Genomic DNA, 18,658 nt, shown 5'->3' on the forward strand with positions numbered 1-18,658 from the left:
CAAATGATTCAGAGTTTCTGCCAGCCCCCCACCCCTCGCATTTTTTGAACTCCTCGCGCCACCGCCGCCTCCCAATCCTGAGACCCGCGAACCCTTCCGGAGCCCGTCATGGCCAAACCCCTACAGGAGTACCAGCGCAAGCGCGACTTCAATGCCACGCCCGAGCCGGCTGGTAAACGCGCCCGCCCCCGCTCGGCCCATGCGCTGCAGTACTGCATCCAGAAGCACGATGCCAGCCACCTGCATTACGATTTTCGCCTGGAGCTCGACGGCACCCTCAAGAGCTGGGCCATCCCCAAGGGCCCCTCACTGGATCCCAAGGTCCGGCGCCTGGCAGTGCATGTAGAGGATCATCCGCTGGATTACGCCAACTTCGAAGGAAGCATCCCTGAAGGCCACTACGGCGCCGGCGATGTCATTGTCTGGGACCGGGGTGTGTGGGAGCCCGAGGGCGACCCGCGCGAAGCCTATGCAAAGGGCAAGCTGCGCTTTCGCCTGCAGGGCGAGAAACTGTCAGGGGTCTGGAACCTGTTCCGCACTCACCTGGCCGGCAAGAAAGAGCAGTGGATGCTGGTCAAGTCCCATGATGGGCAGGCACGCAGTGAAACGGACTACAGCATTGTCGAGGCCCTGCCGGACAGCGTGCTGAGCGAGCGCACCCTGCCCCCGCGCAGCCCGGCCAAGGCGACCACCACCAGGCACAAGCGAGCCGGCCGCAAAGCCCTGCCGGATATACTCCAGCCGCAACTGGCCACGTTGGTCGATTCCCCGCCAAGCGGCGATTGGCGCTACGAAGTCAAGTTCGACGGCTACCGCATCCTGGCGCGTATCGACGGTGACGACATACGCCTGTTTACCCGTAATGGCCACGACTGGAGTGCGAAGATGCCCCGGCAGGTCGAGGCGCTCAAGGCCCTGGGCCTCGACTCGGCATGGCTGGACGGCGAGATGGTAGTGGTCGACGACAACGGCGTGGCCGACTTCCAGGCTTTGCAGAACGCCTTCGACACCGAGCATGACGAGCGCATCACCTACTACCTGTTCGACCTGCCCTGGCTGGGCGGTGAGGACCTGCGAGCACTGACGCTGCAACAGCGCCGTGCAACCCTCGCCCGGTTGCTGGAAGGCCATGCATCGCAGGTACTCAGGTATTCCGCCGATTTTGAGGAGCCCGTCGAGTCACTGCTCGACAGCGCCTGCCGACTGGAACTCGAAGGCTTGATCGGTAAACGTGCCGACAGCCCTTACGTTGGCCGGCGCAGTAGCGACTGGGTCAAGCTCAAGTGCAAGCAGCGCCAGGAATTCGTGATCGTCGGCTACACCGACCCCAAGGGCAGCCGCAACGGCTTCGGCGCCCTGCTGCTGGCCTTGCACGACCACGACAGCGGCCAGCTGCGTTACGCCGGCAAGGTCGGCACGGGCTTCAGCGCGGCCACCCTGGACAGCATTCACGCCCGCCTCAAGCCGTTGCAAACCGACAGATCCCCCTTGCCGAAACCACCTACCGGTGCCGAAGCCCGCGGCGTGCATTGGCTCAGGCCACAGCTGCTGGCAGAGGTCGCCTATGCCCAGATGACCCGCGAAGGCATCGTGCGTCACTCGGTGTTCCACGGCCTGCGTGACGATAAACCTGCCACCGCCATCGACCTGGAGCGAGCAATGCCCACCAAGCGCGCAGCACAGACAGAACCCGAGAACCTGGGCACCCTGCGCCTGACCCACCCCGACCGCGTGGTCGACGCAACCACGGGCACCACCAAGCGCGAGGTCGCCCAGTACTACGCTCAGGTCGCCGACTGGCTGCTGCCCCAGCTCAAGGACCGACCTGTAGCCCTCGTCCGCGCCCCGGATGGTCTGAGCGGCGAACTGTTCTTTCAGAAAAACGCCGGCCAGCTGCATATTCCCAAGGTGCTCAGCTACAACAAGGCCCAGGCCGGCCAGGCGGCCATGGTGCTCAACGGCGCCGAAAGCCTGCTGGGCGCGGTGCAGATGAACACGCTTGAACTGCACACCTGGAATGCCACCACCAAGGATTTCGATAAACCCGACCGCTTTGTCCTCGACCTGGACCCTGACCCGGCGCTGCCGTGGAAAGCCATGCTCGAGGCCACCCAGCTGACCCTTACCCTGCTCGACGAACTGGGCCTGAAGGTGTTTCTCAAGACCAGCGGCGGCAAGGGCATGCACCTCGTCGTACCCTTGACCCGACGCGCTGGCTGGGACGAGGTGAAGGACTTCAGCCATGCCCTGGTCAATCACATGGCCGGGCTGTTCCCTGATCGTCTCAGCGCCGTGTCCGGGCCGAAGAACCGGGTCGGGCGGATCTTTATCGACTACCTGCGTAACGGCAAGGGTGCCACCACCGTCGCCGCCTACTCGCTGCGGGCCCGCGAGGGCCTGCCGGTGTCGGTGCCGATCTGGCGTGAGGAACTGAGCCAGCTCAAGGGTGCCAACCAGTGGAACATCGGCAACCTTCACACGCGGCTTGCACAGGTCGAAGACCCGTGGGCCGAAATGGGCAAGACACGCCAGTCGATCACGTTGCGTATGCGCAAGCAGTTGGGAATTGCATGATGGAACTGACCCACTTCGATTCGTTGTTACACCGTTTTGCTCACCGTTCGCAGGCCATCGAACGCGACGCTTCGCTAATAGAACTGATGCAGGCCTTGCAGGGCGACCGGCTCGACGTACTCCCGTTGCCCGGCCAGGGCTGCACGCTCGAACGCTGGCGCGTCCTGGCGCGGGTCGCCGGTTACGATCTAAGCCTGGCCAAACTCTATGAAGGCCATACCGACGCCTTGGCAATCCTCGCCGAATGCGGCGCCGCCCAGCATGCCTTCAACGGCATTTGGGGCGTGTGGGCCGCCGAGCCGCCAGATGCCCGGGCATACATTGTCGAGCGGGACGGTGAACGCGTGCGCCTGCAAGGCCGCAAGGCTTGGTGTTCGGGCGCGTTGCAGGTCGACCGTGCCCTGCTGACGGCCTGGGAAGACGACCAGCCTCAGTTGGTGGCCATCGAATTGCCTCATCCCAGCCAGCGCATCTTGGCCGAACATTGGCAGGCCGTAGGCATGGCCGCCACCCGCAGCGTTGTGATCGAATTCGACGACTCGCCAGGGCTGGCCATCGGTTCGCCCGGCCAGTACCTGTCCCGTCCTGGCTTCTGGCAAGGCGGCGCGGGTATCGCCGCTTGCTGGTATGGCGCCGCCGAGGCACTGGCCGGGTACCTTCACGAACAGTGCCGCAAACCCCGGCGCGACCCGCATGCCGATGCGCATCTGGGCGCAGTCGATGCAGCCTTGTACGGTGCCCGTGCCGCCCTTCGCGAATGCGCCACCTGGATCGACCTTCACCCTCAGGATGACGCCAGCTTCGAGGTGCGGCGCACCCGCGCCCAGGTCGAGCAGGCGGTCGAGCAGGTCATTCAGCATGCCGGCCGGGCGCTCGGTGCCACGCCGTTCTGTTGCAGCAGCCATTTCGCCCGGCTCAGTGCCGACCTGCCGGTATACATACGCCAGAGCCACGCCGAACGCGACCTGGCCGAGTTGGGCCGGCAACTGACCGGCCTGCCGGCGGGAGCATGGCAACTATGAGCCAGAACTTGATACAGGCCGCGCAAGGCACACCGTGGAGCGCCTGGCAGCATTCTGCTCAGTTGGCCCGCGCCAGCTGGACGCTGCCCGAGCAGTTGTGCCCACCCGGGAGGCGCCTGGTGCTGCTGGCTCCGCACCCGGACGACGAAATCCTCATGGCCGGCGGGCTGCTGGCCAGCTTCCAGGGACGAGAACAGGACGTGCTGCTTCTTTCTGCCACCAATGGCGAGGGCAGCCACCCGCATTCCTCACAATGGCCAGAGCGCCGCCTGCGCCATCAGCGCCCACTGGAAAGCCGCCATGCCCTGCAACTGCTTGGGCTGGACCTCAACCGCCTCGACTGGCGACGACTCAACCTCAAGGATGGCGCGCTGCCCCACGATGAAGCCTTTTTGGTCAACCACCTGAACCAGTTGCTCAAACCTGGCGACCTGCTGCTGACCACGTGGCGCGGCGACGGCCATTGCGACCACGAAGCAGCAGGTCGCGCCTGTGCCCAGGCGGCCCAGACCAGGCGTGTACAACTCGCTGAGGCCCCAGTCTGGGCCTGGCACTGGGCAAGCCCCGACGACCCGCGCCTGCCCTGGCCCCGCGCACACCGCGTGCAACTGTGCGATGAGCACCTGGCGCTCAAGCGCCAAGCCCTCGCTGCACATGCCAGCCAGTTGCAGCCTGATGGTGATCGCCCACCGGTTGTGCCGGAACAGCTGCAGGCTTGCCTGTTGCAACCATTCGAGCTGCTCTTTCTGTCAACGGAGGCAACATGAGCCTGGACGCACAGTACTTCGCCGACTTGTACGCCGGCAACGATGACCCCTGGGCCTTTCGTACCCGCTGGTACGAACGGCGCAAGCGCGAGCTGACCCTGGCCAGCCTGCCGCGCCAATGCTACGAGCGCGTATTCGAGCCGGCCTGCGCCAACGGCGAGCTGAGCGTTCTGCTGGCCGAGCGCTGCGCCAGCCTGTCGTGCCAGGACATCGACGCGACCGCTGTGGCCTTGGCCCGTCAACGGCTTGCAGGCGTGAGCCACGCCCATGTCGAACAGGGCCACCTGCCGGGCGACTGGCCGGGCGGTCAGTTTGACCTGATCGTGTTCAGTGAGATCGGCTACTACCTGGACCCCACCGACTGGTTGCAGGTGATCGAGCAGTCGGTGGCCAGCCTGGCGTATGACGGTGGTTTGCTGGCCTGCCACTGGCGCCATCCCATCGCCGGCTGCCCGCAGGATGGCCGCGAGGTGCATGCCCTGCTGGCCCGGCATCTGCCACTTTACCCAGTGCTGCGCCACGAAGAGGCGGATTTCCTGCTCGAATACTGGTCGTGTAAGCCCAGCGTCGTGGACCTTGACGAGATCTGCCCATGATCGCCGTCATCATCCCCGCGCACAACGAAGCGCGCCGGTTGGGGCGCTGCCTGACTGCGGTCAAACAGGCCGTGGCACACGCCGAGGGGGCTGGGCTGGCGGTGGAGGTGCTGGTGGTGCTCGATCGCTGTGTCGACGCCAGCGCGCGCATCGCCCGCCGCCACGGCGTGCATACCCTGGAACTGGAGGCCGGCAACGTCGGCATCGCCCGGCGCCTGGGGGCGGCGTGGATGATCGAGCGCGGTGCCCAGTGGCTGGCCTTCACCGACGCCGACAGTCGCGTGCCCAGGCATTGGCTGGTGTCACAGCTGCAATGGCACGCGGACGCGGTGTGCGGCACGGTGCACATCGAACGCTGGCAGCCTTGGCAGAACGCAGCGTTACGCCAGTTGTACCGCAGCCGTTATCAGGCCCGTGAAGGGCATCGGCATATCCATGGCGCCAACCTCGGCGTATGCGCCAAGGCCTACGAGCGCGTGGGCGGCTTCCAGCCATTGCCGGCGCATGAAGATGTGCAACTGGTGCTGGCCCTGGAAGCCAGCGGCGCACAGATCGTCTGGACCGCAGCGCACAGCGTGGCCACCAGCAGCCGGGTGGACAGCCGTGCGCGCGAGGGCTTTGGGGACTATCTCAAGGGGCTGGGGGGACCGCTTGCGTAACTCATGAAGCCTTGCGCGGTCGCTTGGCCGCCGGCTTCTTCGCTTTGGTCTTGCCGCCGAGGCTGCGTTTAAGCAGCTCGGTGAGGTCGATGATGTCGGCGCCCTTCTCAGCCGTCGCGCCCTCGCCTTTGTCCACGGTTTCGATCTTGCCTTTGCTGGCTTTCTCCTCCACCAGGTCGAGGATGGTCTGGCGAAACGCATCATGGTACTCATCGGGCGTCCATTGCCCGCTCATGTCCTCCACCAGGCGCCTGGCCATGTCCAGCTCACGCTTGTCGACCTTAGTCTCGGTCACGCTCTTGTCCAGTTCCAGCGTATCCAGCCCGCGCACCTCCTCCGGCCAGCGCAGGGTGATCAAGACCAGTGCATCTTCCAGCGGGCGCAGCAGGGCCAGGTGCTGGCGGGTGTGCAGCACCACGGTGGCCAAGGCCACCTTACCGGTGCTGTGCAGGGTCTCGCGCAGCAAGGCATAGACCTTGCCACCACGACGATCGGGGCTCAGGTAGTAGGGGGTGTCAAACTGTTGCAGCGGAATGTCGCCGGCGTCGACGAACGAGAAGATGTCGATGGTCTGGGTCGCCTCGGGCCTGGCCTTGCGGATTTCTTCCTCGCTGATCACCACGTAGCGGCCCTTTTCGTACTCCACCCCTTTGACGATGTGCTCCTTGTCGATGTCCTTGCCGGTCACCTTGTTCACCCGCTTGTAGCCAACCGGCTCCATACTGCGCTTGTCCAGCCAGTCGAAGTCCACTCGCTCACTGCGCACGGCGGTATTCAGCGAGACGGGGATGTGCACCAAGCCAAAGCTGATCGCGCCTTTCCAGATTGCCCTCGCCATGGTCGGTTCCTATGCATCGAAAGATTGGCCGGGATGGCTGTAGCGCAACGCGCCACAGCGTTCGCAACACTGGCAGTGAAGGCCGGCGACTTCACTCACCAACAGGCTGCGCCATTGGCAGCCTCGCAGCAGGCAGACGAATTTCATCAGCCACCTCCCTGGCCCGAGAAATACAGGCCCTTACTGTGACTGACTGCGCGGCGCCGAGAAGGTTTATCCGGATTTGCCGGGCAGCCATCAGGCCACCTACCGGAAGTCACTCATCACTTGCCCGTACACTGCGCGCATCGCCTGACGGTTATCCAGGCCCTGTTCACGGGCCAGTACGAAGGCTTGGCGCTGGCGATCGGCGCTGCTGCCCTCGCGCAGGATGTGCCGCGCTTGGATGAATGAACGCTCGGCATCGGCGGTGTCAGCCGGGCACTGCTGCTGCAACTGCATCAGCCAGCCCTCGGCGCTGACCGGCTGTTGCGCGTGGACACCGATGAAGGTGGCCAGGCGGCCCTGACGCAGGGCGCGCCAGTAGTTTTCCTGGGTGACCCAGCGCATCTCGCGGCTGGCGGGGTCATCGTGGCGGGCCAGCGCCTGCTCGACCAGGTGGCGAAACAGGCCGGCAACGGCCAGGGCATCCTCCAGCCGCGGGCAGCCATCGCAGATACGCAGCTCGACCGTCGGAAACCGCCGCGAGGGCCTGATCGCCCACCAGAAGTCACCGTCCTCGGCCAGGCTACCGGTACGTTGCAGCAATGCCCGGTAGCGCTGGTAGGCACTCCAGTCCGGCAACGGCTCTGGCAGCCCCATGTGCGGCCATTCCCCGCACACTGCGCGGCGATAGCTCATGTAGCCGGTATCCTCACCGCCCCAATACGCAGACGAAGTACTGAGCGCCAACAACAAGGGCAGCCAGTACAGCACCCGATTGATCACCCGCATCCGATCAATGCCCACCGGTACGCCGACGTGCACGTGCAGGCCATTCAACAGGCTGCGCCGGGCCACCAGCTGGTAATCGTCGAACAACTGGCGATAGTGCGGGGAGCCACGTGGGCGCTGACGCAGCCACTGGGCGCTGGGGTGGCTCGCCGCGCCGTACAGCCCCGCTCCCTCGTTGGCCAGCGCCTGGGCCAGGCACTGTCGCCGCTCGCCAAAGAACTCACGCGCCTGGTGCAACGTGTCGAAAACCGGCGAAGCGATCTCTATCTGGCTATGGAACATTTCTTCGGCGAACCACGGGCCCAACGCGTCCCGACAACAGCGGGCCACGGCTGCTGACGGAGCCGCCATGACCTGCCCGGTGGCCAGCTTCACCAGCAGGTATTCTTCCTCGATGCCAAACGTGCACTGCCGCGCCACGACGCTATCAGCCGCGACGGGTGACGGTCAGGGCCACGGCGGCAATGCGCTCGACCTGCTCGTAACCGGGTTCAAGCAATTGCTCACCGAATACGTCTGGGTCCAGCTCACGATAGAACCAACTGAACGCAGGCCCTGCCAGGCGTAACCGCACGGCTTCGAGCAGCGCGTCGCGCCCCTCGACGATGGCGACACCGGTGTACAGCAGCAACGTGCCCCCGGGCGACAGGCGCTCCCGGGCTTGGTCGACGATGCGCAGCGACAGCTCGGCACCCAGTGCGCCGCCGCCGTGGCGGTAGGCGCGCTGTCCGGCGTCAAGCATGTACGGCGGGTTGGCGACGATCAGGTCGAACGTACCTGCGATGTCATTGAGCAGGTCACTGTGCTCGACCGAGACATTGGCCACACCGGCCAAGGCGGCATTGATGGCGGTGTAGCGCAATGCCATAGGGTTGATGTCCACTGCGCAAACCTGAGCGTGTTGGGCGGCGCGAGCGATCACCAACGCCCCTACACCGCTGCCACAGCCGATGTCTACGGCATGCTGCACGCGCTCGGGCGTGCTGATCAAATGATCGTGTATCAGCTGGGCGAAACGGTAGCTGTCGGGGCCAAAGAACACCGCGTCGCGGCTGTCCGTTGGCCAGGCAGCATGTACCAGCAACAGATCGTCCAGGCTGGACCAGCGCACAGTGCTGCGCCACAGCGCACCTTGGGCCTCCAGCACGCCAGCGAGGCGCAGCTGCGCCAGTTCATCGGGGCTGAGCAGTGACGCGGCGAACGGCCTACTCCAGCCGAACACATCACGCAGGGTACGCGCCTGCTGCGCATCGGCCCGGGCATTGACCCTGGCCTGGGTCGCCGGCGTCACGCAAGTGAAACGATAGCCGTCGGCACGCAGGCGACGCCCCAACTGCAACAAGGCCTCATCGGCACGGATCTGGTCTTGGTCGAGCAGCATCAGTAGAGCCCTCCTTGCATCAAGCCGGTGGCCTGAATGAACGCGCGGGTGGCCTGCAGGCCCTGGGGGGTAGCATGCCGATTGCCAGCCATCGCTTCGATCAGCGCAGCCATGTCTGCAGCCGGTGGCGCAAGGGGTGTTTCATCTGCCAACTGCAAGGCGTGCTCCCACTGCCCTGGCAGCACCCGACGGATTTCTGCGCCTTGCCAGTCTCCGGCGATCCAGTCATGCCAAAGCTGCTTTTCATAAGCATCGAACACACCGAACATGGCCGCTACAGGGCCTTCTATCAGCGACCAGAAGCGGCTTTGTCGGGGATCGTTGTCGCGCTTGATCCAACCCTGAACCTGTAGCGCCTCCAGAAAATCAGGCATCGCGCCGGGTTCGGCAAGCCACTGGTTGATGGTGCGTCCTTGCAGGCGACAACGGTCCGAATGCATGCACTGGCCATAGATGCGCTTGCGCTCCAGCGCGCCGAGCAATTCGGCCTGCAGGTCGAACGAGGCGATCAACGACGGCGTGTCGATCCCCAGGTCATTAAGACGGTAGCCATGCCTGACACGCTCGTAGAACGCGGGTTTCTCGTCCCGCACCAGCTCGGTGAAGCTCTCTACGGCGCGGCGCGCATGGCCGCTGGCGGCATTATCGATGGTCACATGCAACTGGAAGTAATGGGCGTCGATACCCAGCTCGGCCAGCTCGTGGGTGGTGATCAGCAGATGCAAAGGGGGCTGTTCGTAACCCAGGTTGTAACCGATCACTTCTGGAAGAAAACGCTCGCAGTGCTGGCCGAGCGCCAGTTGCAACGCGCCCTGCAGGTAGCGAGCGGGGTCAAGCGATGGCTCCTGCAGGCAACCCAGGCGACTGAGCAAGCGCTGGTAGATCAACACGTGATTGCAGCGTGGGTCACCGTCTCCGAGTTCTTCGAGGAAGGTGCGGATCAGCCCATGGAAGCGCGGGTCCTGCCAATGCCATAGGGCTCCGTGTAGCCAGGCGCCGTCGACCGCTTTGGTCGGCGCGACTTGCTGCAGAAACCACAAGGCATGGGCCCGATTGGCAAAAAAACGACGGGGGCCGCCCTGACGCCGTTGTTCCAGGTAGGCCGCATGCTCGCTGGCGACACGTCCCGCATGGTTATCGGCCCATTGCGGGAGTAGCCCAGGATCATCTGGCAGGTCGTCGCAAAGCGCACGGGCCAGATGCAGTTGCTCTTCCAGCCAGGCCTCGGTGGTGGGCTCCGGGCCCTCAAGTAGCGCTCGATAGCGATGCTCCAGCCCTAAGTCGGCATTTTGAGGTCTTATACCTGCCTTTGTGGTTGCCACCATGCCCTGTACCTCACTCATTGATTCTGCGGTTTGGTCTCAGCTGGAGGGTTAATTACAGGGTCACTGGGTTGCTGCATCTGCAGTGACGGTTTGCTTGGGTCGGCATCCTTCGCTGGATGATCACTGTCGCGGTCGAAGCAACCTCCGAGCAGCGAGAAACTGGCAGTCAACAGCAACATGGCGAACAGGTTGTTTTTCATGATGGTTACTCGTTTTTGTGAAGACCTAAACCAACGAGTCTCACCGTCCCCCTGAATTCGTTCTGATTACGACATAGCGGATGAGCGGTGCCCGGACACGCAGATTGCGCTGCCACGGCGGCCCTGTTTTCAAGAAAAACTAAACCTTCACCCACACCTGCGGTTCAACCGAGTGCGACATTGAGGTCGCGCCAACAGAACGAAGGAGTGAGACATGAACACACCATTGTTGAAAATCGCCGGCGTTACCCTGTTGATGGGCCTGGCTTCGCTGCAGGTACAGGCAGCGTCTTCGGACGATTTCGTCGATGCGGCCACTGAAGCCGGTATCGCCGAAGTGGTCACCGGCAACCTGGCGCAGGAAAAGAGCCAGAGCGCAGACATCAAGCAATTCGCCCAGCAAATGGTCACAGACCATACCAAAGCCAACCAGGAACTCGGTGACATCGCCCGCAAGCTGGACATCAGCGTGCCCGACGAAGCGGCGCTGACCGACAAGGTGAAGAAGATGATCCTCGAATGGCGCGACGAGTCGTTCGACCGGTCATACGTCAATAGCCAGGTCGACGCGCACGAAAAGGCCGTGGAACTGTTCAAGAAAGAGGCCGCCTCCTCCGACAAGCCGGAGCTGAAGGCCTTCGCCAGCGACAAGCTGCCAACGCTGCAACACCATCTGGAACAGGCCAAGGCGCTGCAAGCCACTCACGGCAAGTAACCCACACGTCACCACGTAATCCCAGGGGCCGCCCTGCGGCCCTGCCTTGAGCCATCTGGAGGTGGGCTCCCCATGAATGATCGAATCATCGAACTGTTCACCGACACCACATTCTTCGGCATTTCCATCCTCAACCTGCTGGTAGCGCTGTGCGTTGCTGTGCTGACGTTCGTGATTGCCAGAGCTGTCATCGGCCTGTTGATGCGCCGGGTGCAGCGCTGGTCCGAACATGACGGGGCAATGAGTCAGGTGCTGGCCAAGGTACTGGCCGGCACCAGCAACAGCCTGCTGCTGCTCGCTTCGCTGCTGGTCGGCTTGAGCATGCTGGACCTGCCCGAGCGCTGGCTGGGCCGGGTCAGTAGCTTGTGGTTCGTGGTCGCTGCCCTGCAGATCGGCCTCTGGGTCAATCGCGCCATCGCGCTGGGCCTCACCCGCTACTTCAGCCGGCACAGCGCCGACGGCCTATACCAAGGCAGTGCGCTGGCCACGCTTTCGGCCTGGGGCGCGCGCGTGCTGTTGTGGTCGGTGGTGTTGCTGGCCATGCTGTCCAATCTGGGCGTCAATGTCACCGCCTTCGTGGCCAGCCTGGGTGTGGGCGGCATTGCCGTCGCCCTGGCCGTGCAGAACATCCTGGGTGACCTGTTCGCCTCATTGTCGATCGCCGTCGACAAACCGTTCGAAGTCGGTGATTTCATCGTCATCGGTCCGCTGGCGGGCACGGTGGAGCACGTGGGGCTTAAGACCACACGCATCCGCAGCCTGGGTGGCGAGCAGATCGTCATGGCCAATGCCAGCATGATCAGCAGCACGATCCAGAACTACAAACGCTTGCAGGAGCGACGCATCGTGTTCGAGTTCGGCTTGTCGTACGACACGCCCACTGATGCGGTAAAACAGGCGCCCGCCATCGTCGAAGAGGCGATCACAGCCCAACAGCAGGTGCGTTTTGATCGCGCCCATTTGCGCGGCTTTGGCAAAGAGGCACTGGAGTTCGAATGCGTCTATATCGTGAGAGACCCTGGCTACAACCTCTACATGGATATTCAGCAGGCGATCAATTTCCACCTGCTCGAGCGCTTCAACAGGATCGGAGCCAAGTTTGCCGTACCGGTACGTGCCATCAAGGTGACCGCACTGCCACAATCCCTCGAGCAGCCCCAGGCCCTTTGACCGACAGCGGCACTTTGGCCAGCATGGGCAGTCCTACTTGAACCCCGCTCGTAGATTGATCGGTGCCAGGCCTATAATCGCTGCCACTGCTCACTCCCGGTTCGCACAAGGCTCGTGCCCATGAAATCGTCCAGCAAACCCACGCCCGCCTCGCCGCAAAACCCTGCCCTAAGCCCCAGCCATCTGGACTTCCCAGTGGTGGGTATCGGTGCATCGGCCGGCGGCCTGGAGGCGGTCCAGGCGTTTTTTCAGCGCGTCCCCGAAAACTGCGGCATGGCGTTCGTTGTAGTGTTGCACTTGTCGCCGGACCACCAGAGCCAGGCAGACCGCTTGATCCAGCGCGTCACGCGAATGCCGGTGTGCCAGGTAAGCGAGCCGGTACCGATCGAGCGTGATCACGTCTATGTCATTTCGCCAGCCAACCGCCTGTCCACCAATGACGGCTACCTGCGGGTCAGCCCGGCCAGGCGCAGCCGCGGCGACCACGTCGCCATCGACCTGTTCTTTCGCGACCTTGCTGATGTGCACAAGGACCATGCGTTCTGCGTAATCCTTTCGGGCAGCGGCAGCGATGGCGCAGTGGGCCTATCGCGGATCAAGGAACAAGGTGGCGTGACGCTTGTGCAGTCGCCCGATGACGCCCAGTACCCTGACATGCCCAAGGCCGCCATCGCCACCGGCATGGTCGACCTGATCCTTCCGGTGACCGAGATTCCGGGCAAGCTGGTAGAACTGTGTCGCTCGGCTCAGAAGGTCAAACTGCCGGAAATCGAGGATGACAGCCTCCCGCCGCCGCTAGGCGAACGCTCAGGCGACCCAGCCCAATGCGACCCGCTCCTCGACGACATCCTCGCCCGGCTGCATGCCAGCACCGGCCACGACTTCCAGCACTACAAGCGCGCGACGGTGCTGCGCCGGCTTGAACGTCGCCTGCACGTCACCGCGCAGACCGACCTTGCCGGTTACCGCGACTACCTCGAGCGGCATCCTGAGGAGTCTCGCGCCCTGTTGGCGGACATGCTGATCGGGGTCACCAACTTCTTTCGCGACCGGGACGCCTTCGAAGCGTTGCAACAACAGGCGATGCCGGGGCTGGCCAACGATGACAGCGAGGATCCGCAGCGCGAAATACGCATCTGGTCGGCGGGGTGTTCATCCGGCGAGGAAGCCTATAGCCTGGCGATGATGGCAACCGAGCAATTGGCGATGGAGCAGCGCAGTGCCAAGGTGCAGGTGTTCGCCACCGACCTCGACGAGCGCGCGATCAATGTCGGCCGGCTGGGCGTTTACCCCGATGCCATCGCCACCGATGTTCCCACGGCCAGGCTGCGCCAGTTCTTCATCAAGGAAAATCAGAATTACCGCGTACGCAAGGACATTCGCGAAAAAGTGCTGTTCGCCCGGCACAACCTGTTGTCCGATCCACCGTTCTCTCAGTTGGACCTGGTGGTATGCCGTAACTTGCTCATCTACCTGGACCGGGAAGTGCAACGGGAAATCCTGCGGCTGTTCCACTTCGCCCTGCGTAAAGGAGGTTACCTGTTCCTGGGCAGTTCGGAATCAGCGGACGTGGCGGCCGACCTGTTTATTGCCGTGGACAAGCGCCATCGCATCTTCCGCGCCAGGGAAGTGGAACCGGCGCGCCGCCCGGGGCGGCTTCAGACGCCCGACACGCCAGCAGTACGCGCCAAACCCAAGCCCCTGCGCAAGCTGTCCTATGCTGAAATCCATCACCGGGCGTTGTCCAGGCGCACACCGCCCAGCCTGATCGTCGATGCTGACGGCAACATCTTGCACATGAGCGATGGTGTCGGCCGCTTCCTGCGCCACGCCGGTGGCGAAGTCAGCCCCAGCCTGCTCAACCTGGTACTCACGCCGCTGCGCCCTGCCCTGCGCAGTACCCTGTTGCAGGCTCAAAACACCGGCCAGCCGGTCAGCTCGGGCGCAGTGATCATCACCGTCGACGATCAGCGCGTCGAAGTCCAGGTACAGGTACAGCCCCACCAGGACGAACCCAGTGGCAGCGAATGCCTGCTGGTGATTTTCCAGGTTCGCGAAGCTGATCCCCACAACCCGCCTGCCATTCAGCAAACCGAAGGCATGGTGTTGAGCACCCTGGAGCGCGAACTGCAGCGTACCCGTCAGCAGTTGCAGGAAACCATCGAGCAGTCCGACATCTCCAGCCAGGAGCTGATGGCCTCGAACGAAGAAATGCAGGCGGTCAACGAAGAGTTGCGCCTGGCCAGCGAAGAGCTGGAAACCAGCAAGGAAGAGCTGCAATCCATCAACGAGGAATTGCTGACGGTCAACTACGAGCTCAAGACCAAGGTCGATGAAACCGACAAGATCAACGACTACCTGAGCAACCTGATCGCCTCCACCCAGATCGCCACCGTGTTTGTCGACCGCAACCTGCACATTCGCTGGTTCACCCCTGGGGCCACCGCCATTTTCAGCATACTGCCGGTCGACACCGGCCGCTCGCTGCTCGACATCACCCATCGCCTGGAATATCCAGGCCTGGCGGACGATGCGCGTGCGGTGATCGAGCGCGAAACCACGATCGAGCGTGAAGTGATCGGCCAGGACCAGCATTGGTACCTGGCGCGCCTGCTACCGTACCGGGCCAGCGAGCAGAATGTCGATGGCACCGTGCTGACGTTCATTGATATCACCAAAAGCCGCGCAGCCGAAGAACGCTTGCGCCAAGGTGAGGAGCGCATGCGCCTGGTCGCGGAGAGCACCCATGACTTCGCCATCATCCTGCTTGATGAACAGGGCCTGATAATCGATTGGAACACGGGCGCTGCGTTGATCTTCGGCTACGCCAAGGATGAAGTGATTGGCCAGCACTATGCGCTGATCTTCACCGATCAGGACCGCGAAGATGGCGAACCAGAACGTGAACTGCGTGCCGCGCGCCTGCATGGCCGCGGCCAGGACGAACGCTGGCATGTGCGCAAGGACGGCAGCCGCTTCTATTGCAGTGGCGAAGTGTCACGCCTCAAGGGCAGCAGCCTGCGCGGTTACGTGAAGATCGCCCGTGACCTGACCGGCCACAAGCGCCTGCAGGACGAACAAAGCAAGCGCCTGGCCGAGTCACAAAGCTCCAGCCACATGAAGGACGAGTTCTTCGCAGTGATGTCCCACGAGCTCAAGCACCCGTTGAACCTGATTCAGCTCAATGCCGATATCTTGCGACGTATACCATCGGTCACAAGTACCGGCATGGCGAGCAAAGCGGTCAACGTCATTCGCGAAGCGGTCACCAGCCAGGCGCGGATCATCGATGACTTGCTCGATGTAGCGCGCATCCGCACGGGCAAACTCAAACTGAAGACCCAGCCGGTCGATTTGTGCGCCGTGCTGCAGGGTATCTGCTCCGTAGCTTGCAATGAGCAGCGCGGCCGAAGTGTTCGGCTGACGCTGCCGGCCGATGGGGAACCGGTCTATGTGGAGGCCGACAGCACCCGTGTCGACCAGATCATCTGGAACCTGCTGAACAACGCACTGAAGTTCAGCCCTGCCGATGGCGAAATTCTGTTGAGACTTGCTCGGCAGGATGAGCAGGCGCGACTTGAAGTCATCGATCAGGGCATAGGCCTCGCCAAAAACTCCCTGGAAGATATTTTTGAGCTGTTCAACCAGGCTGCACCCACCGGCCATGGGCGAGAGGGGCTAGGTATTGGCCTTTCCCTGGTTCGTCAATTGGTAGAAGCCCATGGCGGAGCGGTCAGCGTAGAGTCTCCCGGAATAGGCCAGGGTTGTACGTTCATCATCACCCTGCCCTTGTGCGCGTACGCCCAGCAACCCCAGGTGCAAGGCGAAGTGCTGCCATCAGAAGGTCGGCTGAAAGGGGTTCGTATCCTGCTGGTGGATGACTCGGTCGATGTGCTGGAAGTGATGGAACAATTGCTGTTGATGGAAGATGCCGACGTCGATGCCTACAGCGACCCGAAACTGGCGCTGCAGTCGGCGGCAGATGCGCGTTACGACGTGATCATTTCCGACATCGGCATGCCTGGCATGGACGGCCATGCTCTGATCCGGGCGCTGCGCGGCCTGGAGCATCTGCGCTACATCCCGGCCATCGCGTTGACAGGCTATGGGGCCAGCGCCGACCAATACAAGTCTCGCCAGTCCGGGTTCGACCGTCACCTGAACAAGCCTGTGGGCTATGACGACCTGATCGAAGCGATCGAGCGCCTGAATGGATCAGCGTCGGTCTGAATAAGGGAAGGCAGGCTTTGCGGGGGCGACCCACGCCCCTCAGTGCTTCCTGCCCTCCTCCTTCTGTTTTTCTTCGTCTTGCCTTTCGACCTTTTCCACCAGCAAGGGCATCGTGCCCAGCACCAACAGCGCCAGCACCGTGCTGACCAGCGCCGTGGCTTCGCGTCCCATCCCGGCTGCCGTACCGATGGCCGCCGTCATCCATAGCCCCGCGGCTGTGGTCAGGCCTTTCACATGACTGGTGTCCTGGCCATTGCCTTTGAGAATGGTGCCCGCGCCCAGAAAGCCGATACCGGCAACGATGCCCTGAATCACCCGGCTGAGCGCCTGCGCATCGGCACCTGCCATGCTCGGTGCCAGCACGAACAGCGCCGCCCCCAGCGACACCAGCATGTGCGTGCGCACCCCGGCGGACTTGCCCTTGTGCTCGCGCTCGAAGCCCAGCACTGCGCCGAGTACGGCAGCCATTACCAGGCGTACGAGGATTCGTACGATCTCGCGCTCATCGCCAATGTCGGCGAATTCGGCCTGGATTGTTTGCCAGATCAGGTCCATTGACAGGTACCGGCCTGATGAGGCTTTCTGCTGGTGCGGCGCTCTTCACAGGCGCTCGTTGGTTCGATCTTGATCGGCATGGCAGCGGCTTCCGAGGACGGTTAAAGCGTATGACTGCGAGCACTTCAAGGTTGCTGCATCGGACTGCCTGGCAGGTCGAGTGCAAGCCGTCTGGCTGACTTTGACAGCTGTCAGAAATCGCCATTCTCGATCGCGCATCCTGCTGGGGGTATCGCGGGTATTTTTGGGGGTACATTTCTGCTTTTTGAAGCCAGAAACGCCGTTCCAGAGGCCTTTCCAAATGTTCTTCGGCGACCCTGACAGTCTCTAACCCACTTTCGACGGTCGGATTGGTTTTTTGCTAGATCACTTCGTAGCGATTGCGGGTTGACCTCTTCCACCCAGGTCGGCATGCCCCCTGCGTGATCGCGACCCGTCAGTGTTGGTGATGCCGGTCGAGCATGCCTTGACAGGGCTCGCCCCCCTGACGTTCAACGACACCCTCAGCCACGCTTATGTCGCCGTCAACGCCAACAGTGCCCTCGCCGTCTATCTTGAGCCGCAAGCCCTTCAAGCCGGTTGGAGCTTGCAAGTGCGAGTGCGGGCTCAACGCACATTGCGTTTCTGCGCCCGCTCTTCGACAGTTTGCCGGGCGCTAGCCGAGCGCTGCTGGACTGTTTGTCTCTACCACTGACCGGCAAGGCTTGACTCTACCGTAAGGGGCAGACTTTACCCTTGGCACTTCATTACCTGGAGTTTGTCATGAAGCGCAAACGCATGCTCGTAATCCTCGGCCACCCTTCGAACGACAGCTTTTGCGGCGCTGTGTCCGAACGTTATGTCGAGGCTGCCACGCAAGCAGGCCATGAGGTGCGCCTGCTACGCCTGGACACCCTGGATTTCGATCCGGTCTTGCACGATGGCTATAACCAGATCCAGTTGCTTGAGCCCGATTTGATCAACGCACAGAACGACATTACCTGGGCCGAACACCTGACATTGGTGTACCCGATCTGGTGGGGCGGCATTCCGGCGTTGCTCAAGGGGTTCTTCGACCGCGTGTTTCTGCCCGGCTTTGCCTTCAAGTACCGCAAGGGCTCGCCCTTCCCGGATAAGCTGCTCAAGGGCCGCACGGCTCACCTTTTGGTGACCATGGACACGCCGCCGTGGTACTACCGGTGGGTGTATCGCATGCCGGGCCTGCACCAAATGCGCAAGACCACCCTGGAGTTCTGCGGCATAAAACCCCTGAAAACCCTGACCTTCGGTCCGGTATTGGGCTCCAAGCCGGAACAGCGTGAAGCCTGGCTCAAGCAAGTCCAGGCAGTCGCCAGCCGTTGATCGGCCCCGGTCGGGCCGTGCCCCTGCGCTGCCCAGCCGGGCCTCCCTGCTGTGACACCTTGTCCAACTTGGCTTCCCACACCCTGACGCTTGTGCAAAGATGTCGCGCGCCTGTACGAGCACGCGACATCTTTTCGCTTCTGATGCGTCATAAAAAGGGATTTTCATGTACATCGGCAAAGCTGCCCAGCTGTCGGGCACCACCGTCAAAAGCATTCGACATTACGAAGAAATCGGCCTGTTGCCCCCCCCGCAACGCGAAGGCAAGTACCGCATCTACAGCCAGCAAGATCGTGTCCCGGGAAGTGGTGTAACTGAACCAGCCGAAGGCGCCCTGCGGGCGAAAGAGGTT

At 62.8% G+C, this 18,658-nt stretch carries 17 protein-coding genes; 10 read left to right on the forward strand and 7 right to left on the reverse strand.

Annotated features, from left to right (window positions below; all coding sequences use genetic code 11):
- Positions 1-108: 108 nt before the first annotated feature.
- From ligD to WF331_RS25010, 5 genes are read left to right on the forward strand one after another with little or no spacing between them, the layout of a single operon-like run.
- On the forward strand, positions 109-2,574 hold the full coding sequence (gene ligD, locus WF331_RS24990) for a DNA ligase D (protein ID WP_054888250.1): 2,466 nt from the start codon (positions 109-111) through the stop codon (positions 2,572-2,574).
- Positions 2,571-3,596: an acyl-CoA dehydrogenase gene (locus tag WF331_RS24995; RefSeq protein WP_024717784.1), complete on the forward strand. Its 1,026-nt coding sequence runs from the start codon at positions 2,571-2,573 to the stop codon at positions 3,594-3,596. Before ligD ends, WF331_RS24995 begins: the two co-directional genes overlap by 4 nt.
- A complete protein-coding gene (locus WF331_RS25000; protein ID WP_016486323.1) occupies positions 3,593-4,363 on the forward strand; it encodes a PIG-L deacetylase family protein in 771 nt (256 codons plus the stop codon). The genes WF331_RS24995 and WF331_RS25000 overlap by 4 nt, the downstream gene beginning before the upstream one ends.
- A complete protein-coding gene (locus tag WF331_RS25005) occupies positions 4,360-4,959 on the forward strand; it encodes a class I SAM-dependent methyltransferase (RefSeq protein WP_340623379.1) in 600 nt (199 codons plus the stop codon). The genes WF331_RS25000 and WF331_RS25005 overlap by 4 nt, the downstream gene beginning before the upstream one ends.
- A complete protein-coding gene (locus tag WF331_RS25010; RefSeq protein ID WP_016486321.1) occupies positions 4,956-5,618 on the forward strand; it encodes a glycosyltransferase in 663 nt (220 codons plus the stop codon). Before WF331_RS25005 ends, WF331_RS25010 begins: the two co-directional genes overlap by 4 nt.
- Before the next feature lies 1 nt (position 5,619).
- On the opposite strand, the gene ku is transcribed toward WF331_RS25010, so the two are convergent.
- The 6 genes from ku to WF331_RS25040 all read right to left on the reverse strand — a co-directional run bounded on the left by ku (position 5,620) and on the right by WF331_RS25040 (position 10,295).
- Positions 5,620-6,456: a non-homologous end joining protein Ku gene (gene ku, locus WF331_RS25015; protein ID WP_016486320.1), complete on the reverse strand. Its 837-nt coding sequence runs from the start codon at positions 6,454-6,456 to the stop codon at positions 5,620-5,622.
- A gap of 9 nt (positions 6,457-6,465) precedes the next feature.
- Positions 6,466-6,603: a PSPA7_2676 family Cys-rich small protein gene (locus WF331_RS25020; protein WP_016486319.1), complete on the reverse strand. Its 138-nt coding sequence runs from the start codon at positions 6,601-6,603 to the stop codon at positions 6,466-6,468.
- Between the two features lie 99 nt (positions 6,604-6,702).
- Entirely contained in the window at positions 6,703-7,809 is a 1,107-nt protein-coding gene (locus tag WF331_RS25025) for a carboxylate-amine ligase (protein ID WP_016486318.1), read from the reverse strand.
- 7 nt (positions 7,810-7,816) lie between these two features.
- Complete coding sequence (locus WF331_RS25030) at positions 7,817-8,770, reverse strand: methyltransferase (protein ID WP_102688880.1); 954 nt, start codon at positions 8,768-8,770, stop codon at positions 7,817-7,819.
- Positions 8,770-10,095: an iron-containing redox enzyme family protein gene (locus WF331_RS25035; protein WP_016486316.1), complete on the reverse strand. Its 1,326-nt coding sequence runs from the start codon at positions 10,093-10,095 to the stop codon at positions 8,770-8,772. Before WF331_RS25035 ends, WF331_RS25030 begins: the two co-directional genes overlap by 1 nt.
- Positions 10,096-10,109: 14 nt before the next feature.
- Positions 10,110-10,295 carry a hypothetical protein gene (locus WF331_RS25040; RefSeq protein ID WP_016486315.1) on the reverse strand — a complete coding sequence of 62 codons (186 nt, stop codon included), beginning with the start codon at positions 10,293-10,295 and terminating at the stop codon, positions 10,110-10,112.
- Positions 10,296-10,509: 214 nt separating this feature from the next.
- On the opposite strand from WF331_RS25040, the gene WF331_RS25045 reads away from it, so the two are divergent.
- The 3 genes from WF331_RS25045 (at position 10,510) to WF331_RS25055 (ending at position 16,410) form a co-directional block, all read left to right on the forward strand.
- Positions 10,510-11,010, forward strand: a complete 501-nt coding sequence (locus WF331_RS25045; protein ID WP_102688879.1) for a DUF4142 domain-containing protein — start codon at positions 10,510-10,512, stop codon at positions 11,008-11,010.
- A 72-nt stretch (positions 11,011-11,082) separates the two neighbouring features.
- Positions 11,083-12,180: a mechanosensitive ion channel family protein gene (locus WF331_RS25050; RefSeq protein WP_016486313.1), complete on the forward strand. Its 1,098-nt coding sequence runs from the start codon at positions 11,083-11,085 to the stop codon at positions 12,178-12,180.
- 120 nt (positions 12,181-12,300) lie between these two features.
- Positions 12,301-16,410: a CheR family methyltransferase gene (locus tag WF331_RS25055; protein ID WP_054888248.1), complete on the forward strand. Its 4,110-nt coding sequence runs from the start codon at positions 12,301-12,303 to the stop codon at positions 16,408-16,410.
- A gap of 39 nt (positions 16,411-16,449) precedes the next feature.
- Here the strand turns inward: WF331_RS25055 and WF331_RS25060 are convergent, their stop codons facing one another.
- Positions 16,450-16,965, reverse strand: coding sequence for an MgtC/SapB family protein (locus WF331_RS25060; RefSeq protein ID WP_016486311.1), 516 nt, complete (start codon positions 16,963-16,965; stop codon positions 16,450-16,452).
- Positions 16,966-17,727: 762 nt separating this feature from the next.
- Here WF331_RS25060 and WF331_RS25065 point away from each other — a divergent pair.
- Both WF331_RS25065 and WF331_RS25070 read left to right on the forward strand, forming a co-directional pair.
- Positions 17,728-18,306, forward strand: a complete 579-nt coding sequence (locus WF331_RS25065) for an NAD(P)H-dependent oxidoreductase (protein WP_003253953.1) — start codon at positions 17,728-17,730, stop codon at positions 18,304-18,306.
- A 166-nt stretch (positions 18,307-18,472) separates the two neighbouring features.
- On the forward strand, positions 18,473-18,658 hold a 186-nt coding region (locus tag WF331_RS25070), incomplete at its 3' end, for a MerR family DNA-binding transcriptional regulator (protein ID WP_340623380.1).

It is taken from the genome of Pseudomonas sp. YNh, from assembly GCF_037993085.1.
GTDB classification, from domain to species: Bacteria; Pseudomonadota; Gammaproteobacteria; order Pseudomonadales; family Pseudomonadaceae; genus Aquipseudomonas; species Aquipseudomonas putida.

Bases quoted from the DNA above. Each gene is read 5' to 3' on its own strand.
- ligD (WP_054888250.1), top strand. From the start codon at position 109: ATGGCCAAACCCCTACAGGAGTACCAGCGCAAGCGCGACTTCAATGCC.
- WF331_RS24995 (WP_024717784.1), top strand. From the start codon at position 2,571: ATGATGGAACTGACCCACTTCGATTCGTTGTTACACCGTTTTGCTCAC.
- WF331_RS25000 (WP_016486323.1), top strand. From the start codon at position 3,593: ATGAGCCAGAACTTGATACAGGCCGCGCAAGGCACACCGTGGAGCGCC.
- WF331_RS25005 (WP_340623379.1), top strand. From the start codon at position 4,360: ATGAGCCTGGACGCACAGTACTTCGCCGACTTGTACGCCGGCAACGAT.
- WF331_RS25010 (WP_016486321.1), top strand. From the start codon at position 4,956: ATGATCGCCGTCATCATCCCCGCGCACAACGAAGCGCGCCGGTTGGGG.
- ku (WP_016486320.1), bottom strand. From the start codon at position 6,456: ATGGCGAGGGCAATCTGGAAAGGCGCGATCAGCTTTGGCTTGGTGCAC.
- WF331_RS25020 (WP_016486319.1), bottom strand. From the start codon at position 6,603: ATGAAATTCGTCTGCCTGCTGCGAGGCTGCCAATGGCGCAGCCTGTTG.
- WF331_RS25030 (WP_102688880.1), bottom strand. From the start codon at position 8,770: ATGCTGCTCGACCAAGACCAGATCCGTGCCGATGAGGCCTTGTTGCAG.
- WF331_RS25035 (WP_016486316.1), bottom strand. From the start codon at position 10,095: ATGGTGGCAACCACAAAGGCAGGTATAAGACCTCAAAATGCCGACTTA.
- WF331_RS25040 (WP_016486315.1), bottom strand. From the start codon at position 10,295: ATGAAAAACAACCTGTTCGCCATGTTGCTGTTGACTGCCAGTTTCTCG.
- WF331_RS25045 (WP_102688879.1), top strand. From the start codon at position 10,510: ATGAACACACCATTGTTGAAAATCGCCGGCGTTACCCTGTTGATGGGC.
- WF331_RS25050 (WP_016486313.1), top strand. From the start codon at position 11,083: ATGAATGATCGAATCATCGAACTGTTCACCGACACCACATTCTTCGGC.
- WF331_RS25055 (WP_054888248.1), top strand. From the start codon at position 12,301: ATGAAATCGTCCAGCAAACCCACGCCCGCCTCGCCGCAAAACCCTGCC.
- WF331_RS25060 (WP_016486311.1), bottom strand. From the start codon at position 16,965: ATGGACCTGATCTGGCAAACAATCCAGGCCGAATTCGCCGACATTGGC.
- WF331_RS25065 (WP_003253953.1), top strand. From the start codon at position 17,728: ATGAAGCGCAAACGCATGCTCGTAATCCTCGGCCACCCTTCGAACGAC.